Consider the following 20,676-nt stretch of genomic DNA (forward strand, 5'->3'; position numbering starts at 1 on the left):
TCGCTCTCAAAATATTTCTCGCTATTTATTTCTCAAGGAAGATGATGAGTTCCCAGTACGAATCAGCAGCACAAGCTTTGCACGACAAGGTGCGCCTCGTTCAGGATTTTCCAGAGGAAGGAATCCTCTTTGAAGATCTCACCCCGGTATTGGCCGATCCTGAGGCATTTCAGGCCGTCGTTGATGGCCTAGCGGCCGCTTGCGAGGAGCTGGGCGCGGATCTCATTGGCGGCTTGGATGCCCGCGGATTCCTGCTGGGCTCTGCCGTGGCGTACAAGTTGGGCTTGGGCATTTTGGCCATTCGTAAAAAGGGCAAGCTTCCGCCGCCGGTTTATACCGAAGAATACGAGCTGGAGTACGGCTCGGCCGCGTTGGAGATTCCCGCCAGCGGCGTTGATGTGAAGGGCAAGCGCGTGGTGCTTGTCGATGACGTCCTGGCCACCGGTGGCACCCTCCACGGCGCCAAGCTGCTGCTTGAGTCCGCCGGGGCCGAGGTTGCGGGCAACGTCGTGGTGCTAGAGGTAAAGGGCCTGAACGGCCGGGAGCGCTTATCGGGCCCGCCGCTCATTGTGCTGGATGACGCTGACTAAGATGGTGCGTCTAAGCTAGATCACACGATCTGGAAAGGCGCCGCAGCTAGCACTATAGGCTGTGGCATTGTGAAGGGCGGTAGAGATGGCCACTGATAAGTCAGCAAAACGCCAGGCTAATAACGGGATGCGGAGCATGTCTGCCCGCCTTGCCCGGTCACTGACCGGCGGGCGGGTCAAGATTAACCCGGTGCTCGATCCCCTCATGTCCATTCACCGGAAATTCCACCCCAAAGCGGATGCGGAATTACTCAACGCTGCCTATAACACCGCAGAAAGGCTGCATGAGGGAGTATTCCGTAAGTCGGGCGAGCCGTATATTACCCACCCGCTAGCCGTGGCTACGATCGCCGCGGAAATCGGCATGGATACCACCACCATCGTTGCAGCACTCTTGCACGATACGGTGGAGGATACCGATTACACGCTGGAGGATCTGACCCGCGACTTCGGGCCCGAAGTGGCCCGGCTTGTTGATGGCGTGACGAAGCTGGACAAGGTGGCCCTGGGGGCTGCGGCGGAAGCCGAGACCATCCGGAAGATGATCGTCGCCATGGCCAACGATCCGCGCGTGCTGGTCATTAAGGTCAGCGACCGTCTGCACAATATGCGCACCATGCGCTTTTTGCCGCCGGAAAAGCAAGCAAAGAAGGCGCGCCAAACACTAGAGGTCATCGCCCCCTTGGCCCACCGGTTGGGCATGGCCAGCGTGAAATGGGAGTTAGAGGATCTGTCTTTTGCCATCCTCTATCCCAAAAAGTACGACGAAATCGTGCGCATGGTGGCAGAGCGCGCGCCCTCGCGCGATCGCGCCTTGAAGGAAATCATCAACCAAGTAGGTGCCGCCTTAAAGGAAAACGGCATCGAGGCTGAGGTGATGGGCCGGCCGAAGCACTACTGGTCCATCTATCAAAAGATGGTCGTGCGCGGCCGCGAGTTCGCGGAGATCTTTGACCTTGTGGGCATCCGCGTACTGGTGGATGACATCAATAGCTGTTACGCCGCCATTGGCGTCGTGCACTCCATTTACCAGGCCTTGCCTGGGCGTTTTAAGGATTATATTTCCTCCCCGCGCTTCGGCGTCTACCAGTCTCTGCACACCACGGTGCTAGCAGACGGCGGAGCAACACTGGAGGTACAGGTCCGCACGCACGAGATGCACTACAACGCCGAATTCGGCGTCGCCGCGCACTGGCGCTATAAGGAAACGAAGGGCAAGAATTCTGGGCACCAAGAAGAGGTGGACCAGATGGCTTGGATGCGTCAGCTGCTGGATTGGCAGAAGGAAGCGGCAGACCCCAATGAGTTCCTCGATTCATTGCGCTATGACCTGACGGCGCGCCAGATCTTCGCCTTTACCCCAAAGGGCGATGTGGTGGATTTGCCGGCGGGTTCCACCCCGGTGGATTTTGCCTACGCCGTGCATACGGAGGTTGGCCACCGCTGCATTGGCGCCAAGGTTAACGGCAAATTGGTGGCGCTAGAATCGCCGCTGAAATCCGGCGACAAGGTAGAAATCTTTACTTCCAAGGATCCCAACGCCGGCCCCTCGCGCGATTGGCAGGAATTCTTGGTCTCACCGCGGGCCAAGGCGAAGGTGCGCCAGTGGTTTGCCAAGGAAAGGCGCGAGGAGCACCTCGAAGCCGGGCGCGATGCCTTGGCCTCTGAGGTGCAGCGCGGCGGCTTGCCGATGCACCGTCTGTTTACCGCCAGCTCCATGAAGCAGGTCGCAGAACAGCTGCACTATTCCGATGTCGATGCCCTGTACACGGCCATCGGCGCAGGCCACGTCTCCGCACAGCACGTGGCCAACCAATTGGTGGCCATGTTCGGCGACCGCGATGATGCCGTAGATGCCCTTGCTTCCCGCACCCCACTCTCGGAGCTCGAGCAGTCCCGCGCGCAGCATACTAAGGACTCCGCCTCCGGCACGGGCATCTTGGTGGAGGGAAGCCCCGATGTCATGGCTAAGCTTGCGAAGTGCTGCCAGCCGGTGCCTGGGGACGCCATTTTTGGCTTTGTCACCCGTGGCGGGGGAGTATCCGTACACCGCGCGGACTGCGCCAACGCGGAAAAGCTCAAATCTGAGCCGGAGCGCATGCTGAAGGTGGAGTGGTCCTCTGGCACCTCTTCTACCGGCGCCTTTTCCGCCACGCTGCAGCTTGAGGCGTTGGACCGCCAGGGCCTGCTGTCTGAGCTAACGCGGGTATTAAGCGATCAGAACATCAATGTGTTGACTATGAATTCGAACCGCGGCGAGGACCAAATTGCCACGATGCGTTTTACCTTCTCCGTATCGGATACCAAACAGCTGGGCTCGTTGATGACGACGTTGCGCAATACCGAGGGCGTCTTTGACGTCTACCGCGTGACTGCCTAACCGCCTTCCCGCGCGGCTACCTCCCTGTGCGGTTGCTTGATAGAGCAAAGCGCGGGCGACGCGCACGTGACGATTGCGTGAACTCTTGGCGGAGGAAAGGTAAAAGCCCAGCTCACGGTGGTTGTGCTTCCTGCGGGTTGGTTAAGAAAGCGGTATATATTGTCTGAATGCTTTCGACGACACAGGAGTAATTATGCAGTTCCGCCGCATTGGCCAGTTGGTGGCCGCTACCACCGTCACCGCCGTCGCGCTCTCTGGCACACACGCCCTAGCGCAGGAGGATACGATTACCATCTCGGTCACCAATATCACTGACCTGCACGGCCACTTGGAAGATGGCCTGAGCGACCCTGCTAAGGCGGGCGATGAGATTGGCGTGGCTCGCCTGCAATCGCTTATCAAGCAGGTCAACGAAGGCCAGGAGTTCAACCTCACCTCTTCGGGCGATAACGTGGGCGGTTCTGCATTCGTCTCGGCCATCTCGGATGACAAGTACACCTTAGAGGCCCTCAACGCGATGGGGATGAAGGTCACCGCGGTGGGCAACCACGAATTCGACAAGGGCACCGAGGACCTAACGGACCGTATCCAGCCAGCTTCTGACTATCCCATCCTCGGCGCCAATGTATTAAAAGACGGCAAGCCGCTCTTGGATGCCTCTCATGTGGAAGAAATCGACGGCGTGAAGGTCGGCTACGTCGGCACCGTCACCCAAAACACCAAATTCAAGGTATCTGCGGCAAAGATTCCGGGCGTTACCTTTACCGATCCCGTTGAGGCAACGAACAAGGAAGCCACCCGTTTGAAGGAAAGCGGCGAGGCGGATGTCGTGGTTTCCCTCTTCCACGAGGATGCGGAGGAATACGCACAGGGCTTTAATAAGGACGTCGATATCCTCTTTGGTGGCGATACCCACCAGACCACCCAGGGCACGGTTGAGCGCGAGGGCGCGCTGCCACTGCAGTGGGCGCAAGGCTACGAGTACGGCAAGCTGCTTAACGATGCCGATATTACCTACGACAAGGCCGCCCGCAAGGTAAAAAGCATTGAGCTCAAGCAGTACGATGCGACTGCTGCCGCGCAGGTAGAGCCGGATGCTGAGATTGCGGGCATCGTTAAGAAGGCACAGGATGAGGCCGAGGTAGAAGGCTCGAAGACCGCTGGCACAGTCGAAACCGACTTGTTCCGCGGCTCCGATGAGGGGCAAAAGCCAGGTTCCAATCGCGGTGTCGAGTCCACCCTGAATAACTTCATCGCGGAAGGGCAGCGTTATGCCATGAGCAAGCAGGTGGGCGAGGACATTGACCTCGGCGTCATGAACGCCGGCGGCGTTCGCGCCGATTTGCACGGTGGCGACGTCACCTACAAGGACATCTTTGAGGTCCAGCCATTTGGTAACTCCGTTATTACCGCGAAGGTCTCCGGCAAGGACTTCATCACCGCACTGGAAAACCAGTGGCAAGAGGGCAGTAGCCGGCCGCGTCTAGCCATGGGGTTGTCCAATAACGTGCAGGTGGTCTATGACTACAAGGCAGCCCAGGGTGAGCGCGTCAAGTCCGTCACCATCAACGGCGAGCCCCTTGACCCGAACAAAGACTATTCCATCGCGCTTTCTTCCTTCCTCGCGTCCAGCGACAGCGAAAAAGGCGGCGATGGCTATTTTGAGGCAGGCTCCATCAAGGACAAGAACGATGTGGGATACATGGACGCCCAAGCCATGATCGATTACATCGCGTCCGGCGAGTCCGAAGTCCGCAAGGGACAGGGCCAGAATGGCGCCCACATCGATGGCGACATTGCCCCGGGCAAAGAAATCACCGTCGATCTGTCCAGCTTGAATTACACCAGCGAGGGCGAGCCCATGGCCAAGACCGTCACGGTGAAGCTGGGTAACGCGGAAGCAACCGCCGATATCGATAATGCCAAGCAAGAAGGCGATGACCAATATGGCGAGCGCGGCCGCGCGCAGGTAAAGCTGACCGTTCCAGAGGACCTGACCGGCTCTCAGAACCTGGAAATCACCACCGATGCCGGCACGCAGGCAATCCTGCCCGTGGAGGTGGGTGAAGCCGGCAGTGACGAGGCCGGCTCCCAAGAGGATGGTTCAGAAGACGAAGACTCCCCGAAGCTCCCGCAAGGCTCGTCTATTGGCGGTGCAGCCCTGGCCATCATCGCGGCGCTCGCGGCAGGAATCGCTTTCATTGGCCTTAACCCTCAGGTGCTTCCGGCACCCCTGCGGGCCATCTTTGATGATCTGCGCAAGACCTTTCACATCTAAATAGGAATCTAATTCCTGCACATTCACACTGAGCGCTTTTCCTCCTTTACCGCGAGGAAAAGCGCTTATTTTTCTGTGCATTCTCTTATCGCCTAGTAATCTCAAATGCCGTGGATATCTTTGAACGGTTTTTACGCGAGGCTACTTTTCAACTAGGAATCGAGCTGCATCGAGTTCCTGTGGTCATGTTGTCTACCTTAGGCATCTATCTTGCCTTCATGGTCTTGGTGAAGCTGTTTGGCTCCCGCGTATTGACCTCCATGACGGCCTCTGACGCGATCATCATTATTATGTTCGGTGCCGTCGCCGGGCGTGTGATCATCGGCGTACCACCCACATTGGCGGCGGGCGTTATTGGCCTGACAACCCTTATGGCCTTGGAAGCTGCGTTCGGTACCATCCGTAAGGTGGTGAAGTGGACGCGGTTTTTAGATCGCCGGCCCGTTCTCATCGTCTTTCAGGGCGAGATGATTGACGATAATCTCACCGTTTCCCACATCACTCGTTCGGACGTATATTCCGCTGTGCGCAAGTCTGGCCTCGGCCGCATGGAAGACGTCCAGGTCATGGTTTTAGAACCTACCGGCCACATCTCCGTGATTAAGAATGGCCAAGAAATTGACCCCGAGATTTTCAATGACCTCGTTGGCTCTGGCTACATTAAGCGGGCAAAGGAGTCTTAAAGGGTTCTGAGCAAGGGTGGCTAAGTACCGGTGTGAAGGTCCATCTGGATAGTGCTCTAGCTGCCCCAGAATATGCGAAACCGCTGTGCTCGTATTCCGAGCACAGCGGTTAAAAGCGCTTAAGAAGCGTGAAAGCTTAGAAAGGAAGCTTGAAGTTCTTCAGGAAGCCCTCGATATCGAGGTACTTGTCAGCGAAAGCGAAGAGAGTACCCAAGGCGCCGATAGCAGCGGTGAAGACACCGATCCATGCCTTAATGTCGTCAGGATTTGCCTCCTTCAAGGAGAAGTCCTTCTTGCCTTCCTTGCCGTTGTTCTTGCCGGCGTTAGAATCGTTGTTCTGAACAAGCTTGCCAGTGGTGCTTGCAGAGGAACCCTGCGGGTTCTGGGAAACGACCGGTGTTTCCTCAGCAGCGGTGGCCACGGCGGTGCCAGCGAAGGTGACGGACAGGGCGGTTGCGCCGGCGACGAGAGCCTTGCGGGAGATAAGCTTCATATCTTGCTTCCTAACGAGCTTGTGGTGTTCAAAGACTCCTTAGATATTAGACAGCCGTATTACGGTCTGCAACAGATCGTGCAAACTTTTATTAAAAAAGATTGTCAAAACGCATCGGGCAGTGTGGTAGTTGACGCTTAATGTTAATGGTGTGAATGGCTCGGGGAGATATTAGATCCTTAAGCGCAGGTAGAGGGTTATATTGAGCGGAGAAATGGAGCTGAAAAATCCCCAACGTTGAGCACCGAAATGATCCGTGCTCCACGCTGGGGAGTTCCCACTAACCCCTAAATGGGGTTAGTAAGTGAAGGAGGCGGGAGGCAGTAGGGGGTCTTCCTATATAGTTTGGACCTGACCCCCATTTGGTGGACACCTGATATCCAGCCCAGTCGAGCTGGGAAGAAAGGTAATCTACCACCATGTCCAGGTACTGAGAACAGTTCAAGCGCGATGCCGTGGCCCTCTACGAAAACAATGAGGACCTCTCACTGAACTCAGCATCAGCCGAGCTCGGCATCAATCGTGCCTCGCTGCATTCTTGGATCAAGAAGTACGGCACCGGCAAACGTGCCGGCATAAAAGCCATGCAGGATAAAGCCCAAGCGGCGAATGATTCGTGAGACGGATCCGCCAGTTAGAAAAAGAAAACGCGAAGCTGCGCGAAGAACGTGACATCCTGCGCAAGGCCGCTAAATATTTTGCTTAAAGAAACTCACGGGAGTTCTGCTTCCAGTGTGGCTATGACCACCGAACCGAGTACTCGGTCAAGCGGATGTGCTATGTGTTAAAGCTGAATCGTTCCTCGTTTTATAAGTGGCTCCAAACCCGTAAAACTCGCAGGTTAAAGATGTATTCTGATGCCGTTATCGGTGCGAGAATTACAACCATCTTCGATGATGAGCACGGGCTTTATGGTGCTAAACGCATCGTTGCAAGCCTGAACGAGGACACGGCGTATACCACGGTCAATCACAAGAAAGTCGCACGAATTATGAAAGCCATGGGGCTTAAAGGCTTTACCAAACGTCGCCGATGCATCACTGTCAGGCGTAAGCCTGGCCACCGTGTCATGCCGGATTTGCTAGGCCGTAAATTCACAGCCACCGAGCCGAACCGCGTCTATGTCGGCGACATTACCTACCTGCCGTGCAAGGGAGGGAAAACATGTATTTGGCTACAGTCATTGACACTTCATTCACGCAAACTTGCAGGTTATGCGCTCGCAGACAACATGCGAGGCTCACTGGTCGTCGATGCCCTAGCTCACGCACACGGTGTACGTGGCAGTCTTGACGGGGCTATATTCCATTCCGATCACGGCAGCGTGTACACCTCACAAGCCTTTAGGAACTATTGCTCGTCGTTGGGTGTGCGCCAGTCCATGGGAGCGGTAGGAACGAGTGCCGATAGAAGCCCTAGCAGAATCGTTTAACGCCACCTTAAAGCGGGAAGTCTTGCGTGATCGGAAAGTCTTTGACAATCCGATCTCCTGTCGTCAGGAAGTCTTCCGGTGGTGCATGCGCTACAACACGCGCCGGCGGCACTCCTGGTGCAATCTTGTAGCGCCGGATGTCTTTGAAGCCGAGACTTCAGCTACACTGACTAAAGCAGCATAGCTAACCCCCGACGTGTCCACTTTCCGGGGGGTAGGCCCGGCTCAACAATTAGGGAGTGGAATGTACATGCTGAAACCCCTGGAAAGCTTCACAATTTTTTCGGTCCTCATGGCCCTCACGCTCTATGTATTTATTAGCATTATTGCTGCCTCGAATGACGGCTTTCCGTTTCTTGTTGGTGCATTATTTCTTCTGGCCACCGCTATCGCGGTTGTGCTTATCGGGATAAATATTTCGCTCTGGAGCCATAGGCGAGCGCGGTATTCTACATCCACGATAGGAAAAATCGGCGCGTGGATAATTACCGCCGGAATTGTTATTGCAGTTGCTGCCGTTATCACTCAGCTGTTTCGTGCCGGTGGTTTTGGGAACCGCTGTTTAGTGAGCTTTTATGGGTAATAACTGCAGCCACCGGATTACTTTGGCTGGGATTTATTCTTCTTATGGTTTCCGGGAGAACTCGCTAAGCCAAAACGGTGCCCCGCGAGATAAAAACGCCATGAAAATGGCCGTGTCCGGCACGTAAAGTGTGTGGGCACGGCGTTCATGTAAGCCGCAGCGATGATGGTGCGGCGGAAGGTTTACTTCTTCGCTGCTGCGAAACGCTCTGCAACGTCGTCCCAGTTGAAGACGTTCCAGACGGCCTTGACGTAATCAGGCTTGACGTTCTTGTATTGCAGGTAGAAAGCGTGCTCCCACATATCCAGCATCAGCAGTGGGGTGAAGTTCACGGAGGTGTTGCCCTGCTGGTCGGTCAGCTGCTCAACGAGCAGGCGGCCAGCAATGTGGTCGTAACCCAGCACGGCCCAGCCGGAACCCTGCAGGCCGTGTGCTGCTGCGGAGAAGTGCGCCTTGAACTTCTCGAAGGAACCGAAGTCGCGGTCGATAGCCTCCGCGAGCTCACCGGTTGGCTCGCCGCCACCGTTAGGGCTCAGGTTCCTATTAGCAGTTTGGAGTATGTCACTGCCTTCGGCGGCATCACCCCCGGATCATTGTCAGACAGGGACGAAAATAAGCCATACCGAAGCCAGCGACTAGTTCCACTGCTCCTCAAAAGAAAAGCAAAAGGAACGCAGACAAACATAACCTGCCCCGGCATGGGGGCAGAGTTACGAATTCTGGGCTCCTTGAAGCAGAACTGCTAACAACGTAATGGGCATCGGCAAGCGCCGATGCCACAGACTAAGCCTTTACCGTAGCCTTTTTGATCTTGACCTCTTCAGCAGGCTTGCCGTCTTCTTGGCCTGGGTGACCGCCTTGATCGCCGGTGTCTACGCCGGCCTCGGCAATCTTGTCTAGGGTCTTCAGGCCTTCTTCGGAGATGGTGCCGAAGTAGGTGTAGTTAGGGGCAAGCTCCGAGTCATCGTAGTTAAGGAAGAACTGGGAACCGTTGGTATCTGGGCCGCTATTGGCCATGGCGACGGAGCCGCGGGGGTAGACAACGGGGTTCTGTGCGTCCTTGGCATCGGTTTCATCGGCGGGGTATTCATCGGCAAACTTGAAGCCTGGGCCGCCGGAACCGGAACCGGTGGGATCGCCGCACTGGAGCACATTCAAGACGCCAGAGGTCATGCGGTGGCAGACGGTGTCATCGTAGAAGCCAGAATCAGCCAGTTCCGAAATGGCGTGGGTGGTACACGGCGCAGCGGCGCGGTCCAGGTCCATCTCAATCGGTCCCTGGGTGGTATCGAAGGAGACGGTGACGGTGCCCTCGGTGGAAATATCCTTGCCGTCGGGCTTCTTCGCGCCGTGGCCATCCTGGCCATTGTCCTCGTAGTTGCACTGGACGGTGGCTGGCAGGGCTTCCGCGCGCTTGCCGCTCAAGGGTTCAGCCTTGGGGGCTTCCTGCGTGGTCTGTGCCTCAGAGGTATCTTCTGCCTGGATGTCGCCCTCAGAGCCATCGCGGGTGGACAGGAAGTAGATTCCTCCGGCGATGCCAAGGATGACGACGAGCGAGGCTGCGGCGACACCAAAAGGACGAGTCTTTTGCTTGCGGTCACGGGACTTTAGCTCACGATCGAGCTTGTGCAGCGCGTCTTCTCCGCGCTTTTTATTATCTGGCACCGTGGGACAACCTTTCTAGCGATTATCGGTGACGTGTCTCAACTTGGACGATTTTAGCGGCTTTGCGGACACGGGGCTGACTTGGCTCGGGGATTGGCTTAAGCAAAAACCGGTGAGCTATAGCGGCGAAGCAAAAGTATCAGTACGCTCGGGGCCATGGCTGAAGTTAAATTTTCTGACGAACCTACCCAAACCGCTGGTGAACTTCCCGCAGTAGGGGAGTCCATCCCAGAGTTCACCCTTGTTGGCACCGACCTTTCTGAGGTCACCAATAAGGATTTCGAGGGCAAGCGCCTCGTTATCTCGATTTTCCCTTCCATCGATACGGGCGTGTGCCAGCAGCAGCTGCGCACCTTTAATGAAAAGGCTGCGGGCTTGGACAACACCGTTGTCTTGTCTGTCTCCCGCGACCTGCCCTTCGCGCTGGATCGTTTCTGCGCCGCAGAGGGTATTGAGAACGTAGAAACCGCGTCCGATTTCCGCTCCGATTTTGGCGAGAAGTTCGGCGTGACCCTGCAGGGTTCCCCGCTTAAGGGCCTGTTGGCGCGCTCCGTTGTGGTCACCGACGCTGACCACAAGGTCATCTACAACGAGTTGGTGCCAGAGGTAACCACCGAGCCGGATTACGAGAAGGCTCTTGCCGCCCTGCAATAAGGCTTTAAGCCGGCAGGATCATTAAATCCAGCACCCAGTCTTTCCCCATAGCCCACCGTGGGTGTGGGCGCTAAGGCTGGGTGCTTTTTGCATGGTTATGTGGCTTGAATCCAGAGGCCACTGCGTTCAGGGGCGCGATGGGGACGAGCCTCGTTAGACTTAAATCATGGATATTCAAGGATTTACCGCGGGACCATTTCGCACGAATACCTATATCGTGGCGGAGGGAAAGCGCGCCTTCATCGTGGATCCGGGCATGGATTCCATGTCGCAGGTCCTAGCGCACGACTATGACTATGAAGCCATTGTGCTCACACACGGCCACATCGACCACACCCGCGAGGCCGGTGAATTGGCACAGGAGCTCGATATCCCCGTTTATATTCATCCGGCAGATAGGTTCATGTTGGATTCCGGGGAGGGTGTCTCCGACCAGGCGCAGGAGCTATTCGATGCCTCGAGTATGCTGCCCATTGCCGATCTCCGCGAACTCCACGGTGGGGAGGAACTAGAGCTTATCGGGCACACATTTAGCCTCCAGCACGCCCCTGGGCATTCGCCGGGGTGCGTACTGATCGTTTCGGATACATTTGCCCTTACCGGGGACGTGCTTTTTGCCGGGGGAATGGGGCGGGTCGATCTGCCGGATTCTAATCCGCAGGCCATGTTGGATTCACTGGCGGGCCCGGTGTGGGATTTAGACGATAAGCTGGACATTCTTCCCGGCCACGGCCCAAGCTCAACCATGCGTCAGGAGAGGGCGACCAACCCGTTCCTGCGAAAATCCCATGGGGTAGTCTAGTGACCATGAGTGAAGAGAAGCGGTTCCAGGCACTGTCCGCACCGAAGGGTGTGCCAGATTATTACCCACCAGAGTCTGCGACTTTTTATAAAGTCCGCCAGACCATGGTGGAACAGGCGCATCTTTCCGGCTTTCAGCACATTGAATTGCCCATTTTTGAAGATACCGCGCTCTTTGCCCGCGGCGTGGGCGAATCTACCGACGTGGTCTCTAAGGAGATGTACACCTTTGCAGATCGCGGTGAGCGCTCCGTGACCCTGCGCCCAGAGGGAACCGCGGGTGTGATGCGCTCAGTCATTCAACACAATTTGGACCGCGGTCAGCTGCCGGTAAAGCTGAACTACAGCGGCCCGTTCTTCCGCTATGAGCGCCCGCAGGCAGGGCGCTACCGCCAGCTTCAGCAGGTCGGTGTGGAAGCCATCGGCGTGGACGATCCGGCTTTGGATGCTGAGGTCATCGCCTTGGCGGATCGCTCCTACAGGGCCCTGGGGCTTTCCGGGTTCCGCTTGGAATTGACCAGCTTGGGCGACCGCAATTGCCGGCCCGCCTACCGCGAAAAGCTGCAGGAATTCTTGTTTAAGCTGGACTTGGATGAGGAAACCCGCCGCCGCGCGGAGATTAATCCTTTGCGCGTCTTGGATGATAAGCGCCCGGAGATGCAGGAGCAGCTTGCCGATGCCCCCTTGATGCTCGACTACCTCAACGCCGAGTGCCGCGAGCACTTTGAGACCGTGACGGGCATGCTGGATGATATGGGCGTTGCCTACGAAATTAACCCGCGCATGGTGCGCGGCTTGGACTACTACACCAAGACCTGCTTTGAATTCGTCCACGATGGCCTGGGTGCCCAATCCGGCATTGGCGGCGGTGGCCGCTACGACGGGTTGATGGCGCAGCTGGGCGGACAGGATCTTTCGGGCATCGGCTATGGCTTAGGCGTTGACCGCGCCATCCTCGCCCTCGAGACGGAGGGCATCACCTTAGAAGGCAGTGACTCCCGCGTGGATGTCTACGGCATTGCCTTGGGCGCTGCGGCCAAGCGCCGCATGACCGGCATCATCAACGACCTGCGGAAGGCGGGAATCGCAGCGGACATGTCCTTTGGTGATCGCGGCCTTAAGGGCGCGATGAAGGGTGCCGACCGCGCGGGCGCGCGCTTTGCTTTGGTCTTGGGAGATCAAGAACTAGAAAACGGCACCGTTGCCGTGAAGGACTTGGCCGCCCACGAGCAGCGCGACGTAGAGCTATCGCAGCTGGTTGCCATTCTGGCACGGGATCTAGAAGGCTAAGCGCAGGATCAAAAAGGAAGCACCGAGTAAATTCGGTGCCTCCTTTTTGTATGTGTTCAGCTGATTAGCACTCCACCTGGGAAACGCTAAAGCCCATCGTCTTGGCCAAGCCGCCGAGGGAAGTCTCCTTGTACTTGGAGTGCATATCGCGACCCGTATCCGCCATGGTTTGCACGGCGTTATCGAGGGTGACGTGGTGGGTGCCTTCACCCATCATCGCCATGCGGGCGGCGTTAATGGATTTCACCGCGCCAATGGCATTGCGCTCAATACACGGGATTTGCACGAGGCCGCCGACCGGATCGCAGGTGAGGCCGAGGTTGTGCTCAAGGGCGATCTCTGCCGCATTTTCCACCTGGGCTGGGGTAGCACCGAGGAGTGCCGCCATTCCCGCAGCGGACATGGACGAGGCGGAGCCGACCTCGCCCTGGCAGCCCACCTCGGCGCCGGAAATGGAGGCATTCTGTTTGATGATCATGCCGATGGCGCCGGCGGTGAGCAGGTAGCGGCGTGCTGATTCGCGGCAGAAGCCACCGTGGAAATCGCGTGCATAGTGCAAGACCGCGGGGATGATTCCGCAGGCGCCGTTGGTGGGCGCGGTGATAACGCGGCCGCCCGCGGCGTTTTGCTCGTTGACCGCTAAGGCGAAGAGATTGACCCATTCCATGGCGGAAAAGCCAGAGTGTGGGTCATTTTTCTGCTCAAGCAGCTGCGCATACATCTTGGGGGCGCGCCGCGGCACGCGGAGGCCACCGGGCAGCAGGCCCTTGGTGGAAATGCCATCGGTCACGCATTCGCGCATGATGTCCCATACAAGATCCAAGTGGCGCAGGACATAATCCGCGCCGCCGTCCTCTTTGTGAAGCACTTCCTCATTGGCAAGGACGATTTCCCAAATATCTTTGTCGTTGGCCTCGCACAGATTGAGTAGTTCTTCGCCGGTGGTGAATTCATAGGGCACGGTATCTTCTACGGTTGCTGCGGCAACGCCGGCGGGTACTTCGTGGCTATCGGCCATCTCTGCGTCGAGCTCTTTGCGGGAGAGGATGAAGCCACCGCCGACAGAGAAGTACTGTTCGTCTTCAGCCAGGATATTGCCCTCTGCGTCCCAGGCCTTAAAGATCATGCCATTGGGGTGCTGGGGTAGTGGCTCGTTATCAAAGGTGATTTCGTAGTCGACGGTGCCAGACGGGCCAGAGATGGTGCCTTCGCCGGGGATTGTGCCGCCGGCTTGCGGCTCGGCATCGATGGGAACGGTCAGCGGCTCCCAGCCGGCGAGTCCAAGGATGACGGCGCGGTCGGAGGCGTGGCCGCGCCCAGTGGCGGACAGCGAACCGCGCAGTTCCGCCGAGACGCGGGCGGGATGGGTATCGAGGGATTCTAGAAATTGCTTCGCGGCGCGCATCGGCCCAACCGTGTGAGAGGAGGATGGACCAATGCCGATGGCGAAAATGTCAGTAACGCTAATAGTCATGGTGAAAGCCTTAAGAAACCTTTCTTGGTAGCAAGAGAGTTATCGGTCCAAGAGCATGAAAAAGAGATTTTCTCTGGCGCGGGGATTCGGGTCGAACATTCTAAAATTCAAGCGTAGAGAAATATGTGACATGTATCAATTTTAGAATATGCGATAGGTATTGCGGCGCTAGCGCTTTCCGTCGTATTGGGACAAAATTTCCTCGAAAGGCAGAAACTCTTCGTCCACTCCGATTCCGGTAGGGCGGGAATGGGGACTGGGTTTGGGGGCATCGGCAAGCCCGGCGACCCGATCCGTGGGGCGAATCATCTGATCCGCAAGCTGCGTTGCGGCGCGCTCGATACGGCTGCGAATGCGCGCGCCCTCGGCGGTGCCCAGATCCTCGGTTGCCTGGAAAATGCCGGTCGGAACGACGTGGGCGTGCAGGTAATTCAACAGGGGGCGCAGCGCATAGTCCAAGATGAGCGCGTGGCGCGGTGAACCGCCCGTAGCTGCCACGATGGTGGGCAGCTCCTCCAAGGCGTGGGCATCCAGAACATCAAAAAACATCTTGAACAGCCCGGAGTAGCTGCCTTGGAAGGCAGGGGTGACGGCAATAAAGCCATCGGCCGTGGAAAGCAACTCTTTTGCTTCATCCAGTTGGGGCGTTGGAGCCGCCCAATTGGTCATGGCTGTGGCCAATTCAGAAGCAAGGGTGCGCACCTCAATAATGTGGGTGTTTACGCCTTCACCGCGCGCGGAAATCTTCGCCTCGGTGGCTTCTGCAATGGTCTCAGCCAATTGCCGGGTAGATGATGGCTCCGAGAGCCCGGCCGTGAGGACAACTAAAGAGCGCATTGCTTAGTCCTCCTTTCCAGGGCTTACGCGAAAGTGCGGGGAATCTGGGTGCTGCTTGAGCGTGGCATGCGTTGGTGGGTCCGAGGGTACATGCTCTGGTCGTCGCTGCTCAAAGCGCCGACGAAGCTCCGGTACTACTTGTGTGCCAAGAATTTCTATCTGCTTGAGCACCACTTCTTGTGGCAGCCCGGCGTGATCGATGAGGAAGAGCTGGCGTTGGTAATCGCCCACGTAGTCCGCAAATTTCAGGGTGCGCTCAATAACCTGCTCTGCGGTACCCACGGTCAGCGGGGTGTAGTCAGTAAATTCCTCCAGGCTAGGCCCGTGCCCGTACACGGGGGCGTTATCGAAGTACGGGCGGAAGAACCTCTTGGCCTCCTCTTCAGTATCGCCGATGAATACCTGGCCGCCGAGCCCCACGATGGCTTGGTCTGCTTGGCCGTGGCCATAGGAAGCAAAGCGACGCCGGTACATGTTGACCATCTTGGCCGTGTGTTCTTGATTCCAGAAGATATTATTGTGAAAGAACCCGTCGCCGTAATAGGCCGCTTGTTCTGCAATCTGGGTAGAACGAATGGAGCCGTGCCATACAAACGGCGGGATGCCATCGAGGGGCGCCGGGGTAGAGGTAAACGCCTGCAACGGGGTGCGGAATTTGCCCTCCCAGTTGACGCTGTTTTCCCGCCACAGGCGGCGCAGCAAGTGGTAATTTTCCACGGCCAACGGGATGCCTTGGCGGATATCTTTGCCAAACCACGGGTAGACGGGGCCGGTATTGCCGCGCCCCATCATCAGATCCACCCGGCCGCCGGAAAGGTGTTGCAAAAAGACGTAATCTTCGGCGATCTTTACCGGGTCATTGGTGGTAATCAGCGTCGTGGAGGTAGAAAGCTGCAAGCGCTCGGTCTGCGCTGCGATATAGGCTAGGTGGGTCGTCGGGGAGGACGGAACGAAGGGCGGGTTGTGGTGCTCGCCTGTGGCGAAGACATCGAGGCCCACTTCTTCTGCCTTGAGCGCGATTTCCGTAATATTGCGGATTCGCTCCGCCTCTGATGGGGTTTCGCCCGTCGTTGGATCGGTGGTCACATCTCCGACCGTGAAAATGCCAAATTGCATGGTGTCCCTTTCTGCCCTTGCTGCGTACCTGTAATCATTGTACGTGACATGTCAACAATACGGGCAGGGAGATTATTTCCAGCGGGGTAAAGAGGGGGCCGGGAGTTAGCTGTAGACCCCGCGCCCCAAGGTGTCGCACTCAGCCATCCGGCCGGAATTATAACCAGCAAGGAAAGCTCGCTGGCGTTGCTCGGAAGAACCGTGCGTCCACGCATCGGGTTGGACCTGTCCAGTGGAACGGCGCTGAATATTATCGTCACCCACAGCCTGCGCCGCGGTGACTGCGTCAGCCACCTGCTGTTGGGAAATCGGCTCCAGCAGAGCATCCTCGCCCTTATCCGCGTGGGAAGCCCAAATACCGGCGTAGCAATCTGCCTGGAGCTCGATCTTTACCGCATTGGAATCCGCGCCGGGGTCGTTATAGTCAGATAGCTGCAGCGTGCCCTCGAGCTGCTGAATGTGGTGACCAAACTCGTGGGCAACGATGTACATCTGCGCGAACGGGGCATTGTGCGCGCCGTAGTTGCTCAGCGAATTGAAAAACGTGGTGTCAAAATACGCCGATTGGTCGGCGGGGCAATAAAACGGCCCCGTGGCTGAAGACGCAGTGCCGCAGCCGGAATTGGTGGAGCTATTAAAAATCACCCGGCCAGGGTTGGCGTATTCGATGCCGGCTTGCTCGGGTAGCTCGGCGGTCCAGACATTATCCACGCTCATGGCGGTAAACATGACCCGGCAGTCATCGTATTTATTGCCGTCTTCTGCCGTTTGGCAGTGATCGAAGGCGGAATCATCGGCACCGGTGTGGGTGCCGGATTGGGACTGTTCATTGCCCAACAGGGCACCAATATCGGAGGGGTTTCCTCCTAATAAGAGGTAGAGCCCGACGAGCACGACGGAGCCGATGCCGCCGCCTATAGCGAGGCCGCCGCCACCGCCGGAGGTTGCGCGCTGGCCATCGAAATCGGCACCAGATTTAAAGGTCATGTCTAGATAGTGCCACACCTTGTCGGCCGCGGCAGTGCGCAGCAGCCCATTTATTTCCGGCAGGGTTAGCGGTGCCGGGGCCGCGTGCCTGCGCGGTGGCTTAAGTGGGCTTAATAGGGGCGAAAGTGGCGGTGGGATGTAGAATTGGCCAAGTTCCTAGTCTTGTGCTTGGTTGGGCGCGCGCTGTTTACGCGTGGCTGGACCCGCAAGTAACTCCATTTCAGAAGGGATTGAATTATAGTGCTGCGTACCCATTTGGCCGGTGAGCTCCGCAAAGAACTGGCAGAAGAGACCGTAACCCTAACCGGTTGGGTCTCTCGTCGCCGTGACCACGGCGGCGTCATCTTCATCGACCTGCGCGATCGTTCCGGCATCGCCCAGGTGGTCTTCCGCGAATCCGATGTGGCAGAGCGCGCCCACGACCTGCGTTCGGAATACTGCGTCAAGGTAACCGGCGTGGTGGAGCCGCGCCCAGAAGGCTCCGAAAACCCGAACCTGCCTTCCGGAGATATCGAGGTCAACGTCACCGACCTGGAGGTGCTCAACAAATCCGCAGCGCTGCCCTTCCAGGTAGATGATCCTTCCGCCTCTGGCGAGGTAGGCGAGGAGACCCGCCTGAAGTACCGCTACTTGGATCTGCGCCGCGAGCGCCAAGCAAAGGCCCTGCGCCTGCGCTCCGCTGCCAACCGCGCGGCCCGTAACGTGCTGGATAAGCACGATTTCGCCGAAATCGAAACCCCTACCTTGACCCGCTCCACCCCAGAGGGCGCGCGCGACTTTTTGGTCCCTGCCCGCCTGAAGCCGGGTTCTTGGTACGCGCTGCCGCAGTCGCCGCAGCTATTCAAGCAGCTGCTGATGGTGGCCGGCATGGAGCGCTACTACCAGATCGCGCGCTGCTACCGCGATGAGGACTTCCGCGCCGACCGTCAGCCGGAATTTACCCAGTTGGACGTGGAGATGTCCTTCGTGGATCAAGACGATGTCATTGCGCTTGGTGAAGAGATTGTCAAGGAGCTGTGGAAGCTCATCGGCTACGACATTCAGACCCCAATCCCGCGCATGACCTATGCCGATGCCATGAAGTACTACGGCTCCGATAAGCCGGACCTGCGCTTTGACATCAAGATTGTCGAGTGCACGGAGTTCTTCAAGGACACCACCTTCCGGGTCTTCCAGAACGAATACGTCGGTGCCGTAGTCATGGACGGCGGTGCTTCGCAGCCGCGCCGCCAGTTCGATGCATGGCAGGACTGGGCCAAGCAGCGCGGCGCCAAGGGCCTTGCCTACATCACCGTCGCAGAAGACGGCACCCTGGGCGGGCCTGTGGCCAAGAACATCACCGACGCGGAGCGCGAGGGCATCGCCGAGCACGTTGGCGCAAAGCCCGGTGACGCCATCTTCTTTGCCGCCGGCGATACTAAGTCTTCCCGCGCGCTGCTGGGTGCGGCCCGCGGCGAAATTGCCAAGAAGCTCGACCTCATCAAGGAAGGCGACTGGGCCTTTACCTGGGTCGTTGACGCCCCGCTCTTCGAGCCTTCTGCCGATGCCACCGCGTCCGGCGACGTGGCCTTGGGCCACTCCAAGTGGACCGCGGTGCACCACGCCTTTACCTCGCCGAAGCCGGAGTGGATCGATTCCTTCGACGAGAACCCGGGCGAGGCCACGGCCTATGCCTACGACATCGTTTGCAACGGCAACGAGATCGGCGGCGGTTCCATCCGTATTCACCAAGAAGATGTGCAAAAGCGCGTCTTTGAGGTCATGGGCATCGGCGATGAGGAAGCACAAGAGAAGTTCGGCTTCTTGCTCGACGCCTTCTCCTACGGCGCACCGCCACACGGCGGCATCGCCTTTGGCTGGGACCGCATCGTGTCCCTCTTGGGCGGCTTTGACTCCATCCGCGACGTGATTGCCTTCCCGAAGTCCGGTGGCGGCGTGGATCCGCTTACCGATGCCCCCGCGCCCATCCCCGCCGCACAGCGCAAGGAGACCGGCGTGGACTTCAAGCCGGAGAAGAAAAAGAACGGCGAAGAGGCTAAGGCCGCGAAATCAGAGCAGGAGAACTAGCTCTTAGGCTCGCTATCACGACACCATTTTTAGGGTAAGCGGGGCGCGCGCCCTCGCCGCAGCGGACACTTGTGCGGCGAGGGTGTAGCCCCCGCTTTGTGTTGGCGGGCATACTGGATAGAACTATGGTTGATACACAGACAGTGCTTTCGGCCGATGAGGTCATTGGTGCCGCATCGGAAATGTTGTCGCGCCGCTTTGGTGGCACGCCGGAAATGTCAGACATTGAGGATTTAGGCGGATCTGGCAATGCCTTAGTCCTGCGCGCGAAGGTTGCCCCTAGCGCATTTTTGCCGCATCGCTCTGTGGTCATCAAATACAATCCGGTCACCGGCTACGGCGTGGATGACGCAGCGATGCTGCGCGAGGTCGTGGCCTACCAATTCACCACCGCCTTAGCAGAAGACGTGCGCCCTGGACCCGTGCTGCTCGCCCACGATTTAGACCGGCGCATCATCGTCCTAACGGATTTGGGTGAAGCCGAGACCCTTGCGGATGTGCTCTTAGAATCCGGCGATGAGGATCGCATTCGCATCCTGCGTTCCTTGGGCACGGCATTGGGGCATATCCACGTGGGCACCGCAGATCACGAGCAGGATTTCGAAACCCTGCTCAACCGCACCTTGCGCCATAACCCGGAATACGCCGATCACCAATCCGTGCGCGATCAATCCTTGTATCGCTCCATCGGCATTGGTCTCAATCTGCTGGATGAGGCGGGGCTTGAAGCCCCCGAAAGTTTCCGCAGCTTGGCCAATCAAGCCGCCGAATCCCTCGCCTCTGGCAAGGATAGGGCCTTTACTCCCTTCGATCTTTCGCCGGATAACATCATCGTTTCCAAGCGCTTGCACTTCTTGGATTACGAATGGGCAGGCTTTAGGAACGTGGGCTTCGATGTCGCCTGCGTTATCGCGGGCTTTCCGCAATTCTTGTTTTCTAAGCCAATTACGGATAAGGAAGCAGATACATTCCTCGCCGCATGGTCGCGCGAGGTATCTGAGGTGTGGCCGCGCTTTGCCGATGAAGACGAATTGCACGGACTTATCGTCGCCTCCCTCATCGGCTGGGCTCTGTCCAGCGTGACCACCATGCACGCTGGGGGAATTGAGGGATTGGTTGCTCTTGCTAGCGGGGAAGCGGAGGTTGTCCACGACCCGCAGCGCTCGATCCTGCGCCCACCAGAGAGCGGACCTTTTAATGAGGACGAACTATTGGTGCGCCAAGACCTCTATGAAACCTTTGACGCGCTCGCGCGCTACGCCGCCCAATGCGGGACCGCACCGTGTACGGCCATCGCGGAGTTTGGCAACTTGGTTGCCCGCCGCGTCCACGACGACTAATCACTA

Annotated in this window: 19 protein-coding genes and 1 pseudogene; 13 read left to right on the forward strand and 7 right to left on the reverse strand. The window is 57.8% G+C overall.

Annotation, left to right across the window (positions count from 1 at the left end; all coding sequences use genetic code 11):
* Positions 1 to 44 precede the first annotated feature (44 nt).
* The 4 genes from HMPREF1261_RS08570 (at position 45) to HMPREF1261_RS08585 (ending at position 5,931) form a co-directional block, all read left to right on the forward strand.
* Positions 45 to 590 (forward strand): adenine phosphoribosyltransferase, encoded by a 546-nt coding sequence (locus tag HMPREF1261_RS08570; RefSeq protein ID WP_023017406.1) that lies wholly within the window; start codon positions 45 to 47, stop codon positions 588 to 590.
* 85 nt (positions 591 to 675) lie between these two features.
* Positions 676 to 2,970, forward strand: a complete 2,295-nt coding sequence (locus HMPREF1261_RS08575) for a bifunctional (p)ppGpp synthetase/guanosine-3',5'-bis(diphosphate) 3'-pyrophosphohydrolase (RefSeq protein ID WP_034658193.1) — start codon at positions 676 to 678, stop codon at positions 2,968 to 2,970.
* Between the two features lie 193 nt (positions 2,971 to 3,163).
* Positions 3,164 to 5,248, forward strand: coding sequence for a bifunctional UDP-sugar hydrolase/5'-nucleotidase (locus HMPREF1261_RS08580; protein ID WP_023030656.1), 2,085 nt, complete (start codon positions 3,164 to 3,166; stop codon positions 5,246 to 5,248).
* A 185-nt stretch (positions 5,249 to 5,433) separates the two neighbouring features.
* Positions 5,434 to 5,931, forward strand: coding sequence for a DUF421 domain-containing protein (locus HMPREF1261_RS08585; RefSeq protein WP_023030657.1), 498 nt, complete (start codon positions 5,434 to 5,436; stop codon positions 5,929 to 5,931).
* Between the two features lie 136 nt (positions 5,932 to 6,067).
* Here the strand turns inward: HMPREF1261_RS08585 and HMPREF1261_RS08590 are convergent, their stop codons facing one another.
* A complete protein-coding gene (locus HMPREF1261_RS08590) occupies positions 6,068 to 6,424 on the reverse strand; it encodes a hypothetical protein (RefSeq protein WP_023030658.1) in 357 nt (118 codons plus the stop codon).
* A 455-nt stretch (positions 6,425 to 6,879) separates the two neighbouring features.
* Here HMPREF1261_RS08590 and HMPREF1261_RS13275 point away from each other — a divergent pair, with 455 nt between their 5' ends.
* The 4 genes from HMPREF1261_RS13275 (at position 6,880) to HMPREF1261_RS08605 (ending at position 8,439) form a co-directional block, all read left to right on the forward strand.
* Positions 6,880 to 7,044 (forward strand): helix-turn-helix domain-containing protein, encoded by a 165-nt coding sequence (locus HMPREF1261_RS13275; RefSeq protein WP_023030659.1) that lies wholly within the window; start codon positions 6,880 to 6,882, stop codon positions 7,042 to 7,044.
* A gap of 152 nt (positions 7,045 to 7,196) precedes the next feature.
* Positions 7,197 to 7,856: an IS3 family transposase gene (locus HMPREF1261_RS13280; protein WP_023030660.1), complete on the forward strand. Its 660-nt coding sequence runs from the start codon at positions 7,197 to 7,199 to the stop codon at positions 7,854 to 7,856.
* Positions 7,825 to 8,040, forward strand: a complete 216-nt coding sequence (locus HMPREF1261_RS13285) for an integrase core domain-containing protein (protein ID WP_084538536.1) — start codon at positions 7,825 to 7,827, stop codon at positions 8,038 to 8,040. Before HMPREF1261_RS13280 ends, HMPREF1261_RS13285 begins: the two co-directional genes overlap by 32 nt.
* 66 nt (positions 8,041 to 8,106) lie before the next feature.
* A complete protein-coding gene (locus tag HMPREF1261_RS08605; RefSeq protein ID WP_023030661.1) occupies positions 8,107 to 8,439 on the forward strand; it encodes a hypothetical protein in 333 nt (110 codons plus the stop codon).
* Positions 8,440 to 8,621: 182 nt separating this feature from the next.
* On the opposite strand, the pseudogene HMPREF1261_RS08610 reads toward HMPREF1261_RS08605, so the two are convergent.
* Positions 8,622 to 8,981: pseudogene (locus HMPREF1261_RS08610) on the reverse strand (superoxide dismutase); the annotation flags it as partial.
* Between the two features lie 241 nt (positions 8,982 to 9,222).
* Positions 9,223 to 10,104 carry a peptidylprolyl isomerase gene (locus tag HMPREF1261_RS08615; RefSeq protein WP_023030663.1) on the reverse strand — a complete coding sequence of 294 codons (882 nt, stop codon included), beginning with the start codon at positions 10,102 to 10,104 and terminating at the stop codon, positions 9,223 to 9,225.
* Positions 10,105 to 10,260: 156 nt separating this feature from the next.
* Between HMPREF1261_RS08615 and tpx the strand changes: the two genes are divergently transcribed.
* The 3 genes from tpx (at position 10,261) to hisS (ending at position 12,849) form a co-directional block, all read left to right on the forward strand.
* Positions 10,261 to 10,758, forward strand: coding sequence for a thiol peroxidase (gene tpx, locus HMPREF1261_RS08620; protein WP_005279015.1), 498 nt, complete (start codon positions 10,261 to 10,263; stop codon positions 10,756 to 10,758).
* A 166-nt stretch (positions 10,759 to 10,924) separates the two neighbouring features.
* The gene (locus HMPREF1261_RS08625) at positions 10,925 to 11,560 is read left to right on the forward strand and encodes an MBL fold metallo-hydrolase (protein ID WP_023030664.1); all 636 of its coding nucleotides are present in this window, start codon (positions 10,925 to 10,927) and stop codon (positions 11,558 to 11,560) included.
* A gap of 5 nt (positions 11,561 to 11,565) precedes the next feature.
* Positions 11,566 to 12,849: a histidine--tRNA ligase gene (gene hisS, locus HMPREF1261_RS08630; protein WP_023030665.1), complete on the forward strand. Its 1,284-nt coding sequence runs from the start codon at positions 11,566 to 11,568 to the stop codon at positions 12,847 to 12,849.
* Positions 12,850 to 12,913: 64 nt separating this feature from the next.
* On the opposite strand, the gene HMPREF1261_RS08635 is transcribed toward hisS, so the two are convergent.
* The 4 genes from HMPREF1261_RS08635 to HMPREF1261_RS08650 all read right to left on the reverse strand — a co-directional run bounded on the left by HMPREF1261_RS08635 (position 12,914) and on the right by HMPREF1261_RS08650 (position 17,263).
* Positions 12,914 to 14,323 carry an L-serine ammonia-lyase gene (locus HMPREF1261_RS08635; RefSeq protein WP_023030666.1) on the reverse strand — a complete coding sequence of 470 codons (1,410 nt, stop codon included), beginning with the start codon at positions 14,321 to 14,323 and terminating at the stop codon, positions 12,914 to 12,916.
* Positions 14,324 to 14,491: 168 nt separating this feature from the next.
* Positions 14,492 to 15,160, reverse strand: a complete 669-nt coding sequence (locus tag HMPREF1261_RS08640; protein WP_005279023.1) for an FMN reductase — start codon at positions 15,158 to 15,160, stop codon at positions 14,492 to 14,494.
* Positions 15,161 to 15,163: 3 nt separating this feature from the next.
* Entirely contained in the window at positions 15,164 to 16,276 is a 1,113-nt protein-coding gene (locus tag HMPREF1261_RS08645) for an LLM class flavin-dependent oxidoreductase (protein WP_023030667.1), read from the reverse strand.
* Between the two features lie 105 nt (positions 16,277 to 16,381).
* Complete coding sequence (locus HMPREF1261_RS08650) at positions 16,382 to 17,263, reverse strand: neutral zinc metallopeptidase (RefSeq protein WP_023030668.1); 882 nt, start codon at positions 17,261 to 17,263, stop codon at positions 16,382 to 16,384.
* A 240-nt stretch (positions 17,264 to 17,503) separates the two neighbouring features.
* On the opposite strand from HMPREF1261_RS08650, the gene aspS reads away from it, so the two are divergent.
* Both aspS and HMPREF1261_RS08660 read left to right on the forward strand, forming a co-directional pair.
* On the forward strand, positions 17,504 to 19,330 hold the full coding sequence (gene aspS, locus HMPREF1261_RS08655) for an aspartate--tRNA ligase (protein ID WP_023030669.1): 1,827 nt from the start codon (positions 17,504 to 17,506) through the stop codon (positions 19,328 to 19,330).
* A gap of 125 nt (positions 19,331 to 19,455) precedes the next feature.
* Positions 19,456 to 20,670: a phosphotransferase family protein gene (locus tag HMPREF1261_RS08660; protein ID WP_023030670.1), complete on the forward strand. Its 1,215-nt coding sequence runs from the start codon at positions 19,456 to 19,458 to the stop codon at positions 20,668 to 20,670.
* Positions 20,671 to 20,676 lie beyond the last annotated feature (6 nt).

The sequence above is a fragment of the Corynebacterium sp. KPL1818 genome, from assembly GCF_000478135.1.
Classification (GTDB): domain Bacteria; phylum Actinomycetota; class Actinomycetes; order Mycobacteriales; family Mycobacteriaceae; genus Corynebacterium; species Corynebacterium accolens.

Bases quoted from the DNA above. Each gene is read 5' to 3' on its own strand.
- HMPREF1261_RS08570 (WP_023017406.1), top strand. From the start codon at position 45: ATGAGTTCCCAGTACGAATCAGCAGCACAAGCTTTGCACGACAAGGTG.
- HMPREF1261_RS08575 (WP_034658193.1), top strand. From the start codon at position 676: ATGGCCACTGATAAGTCAGCAAAACGCCAGGCTAATAACGGGATGCGG.
- HMPREF1261_RS08580 (WP_023030656.1), top strand. From the start codon at position 3,164: ATGCAGTTCCGCCGCATTGGCCAGTTGGTGGCCGCTACCACCGTCACC.
- HMPREF1261_RS08585 (WP_023030657.1), top strand. From the start codon at position 5,434: ATGTTGTCTACCTTAGGCATCTATCTTGCCTTCATGGTCTTGGTGAAG.
- HMPREF1261_RS08590 (WP_023030658.1), bottom strand. From the start codon at position 6,424: ATGAAGCTTATCTCCCGCAAGGCTCTCGTCGCCGGCGCAACCGCCCTG.
- HMPREF1261_RS13280 (WP_023030660.1), top strand. From the start codon at position 7,197: ATGTGCTATGTGTTAAAGCTGAATCGTTCCTCGTTTTATAAGTGGCTC.
- HMPREF1261_RS08605 (WP_023030661.1), top strand. From the start codon at position 8,107: ATGCTGAAACCCCTGGAAAGCTTCACAATTTTTTCGGTCCTCATGGCC.
- tpx (WP_005279015.1), top strand. From the start codon at position 10,261: ATGGCTGAAGTTAAATTTTCTGACGAACCTACCCAAACCGCTGGTGAA.
- HMPREF1261_RS08625 (WP_023030664.1), top strand. From the start codon at position 10,925: ATGGATATTCAAGGATTTACCGCGGGACCATTTCGCACGAATACCTAT.
- hisS (WP_023030665.1), top strand. From the start codon at position 11,566: ATGAGTGAAGAGAAGCGGTTCCAGGCACTGTCCGCACCGAAGGGTGTG.
- HMPREF1261_RS08635 (WP_023030666.1), bottom strand. From the start codon at position 14,323: ATGACTATTAGCGTTACTGACATTTTCGCCATCGGCATTGGTCCATCC.
- HMPREF1261_RS08640 (WP_005279023.1), bottom strand. From the start codon at position 15,160: ATGCGCTCTTTAGTTGTCCTCACGGCCGGGCTCTCGGAGCCATCATCT.
- HMPREF1261_RS08645 (WP_023030667.1), bottom strand. From the start codon at position 16,276: ATGCAATTTGGCATTTTCACGGTCGGAGATGTGACCACCGATCCAACG.
- HMPREF1261_RS08650 (WP_023030668.1), bottom strand. From the start codon at position 17,263: ATGACCTTTAAATCTGGTGCCGATTTCGATGGCCAGCGCGCAACCTCC.
- HMPREF1261_RS08660 (WP_023030670.1), top strand. From the start codon at position 19,456: ATGGTTGATACACAGACAGTGCTTTCGGCCGATGAGGTCATTGGTGCC.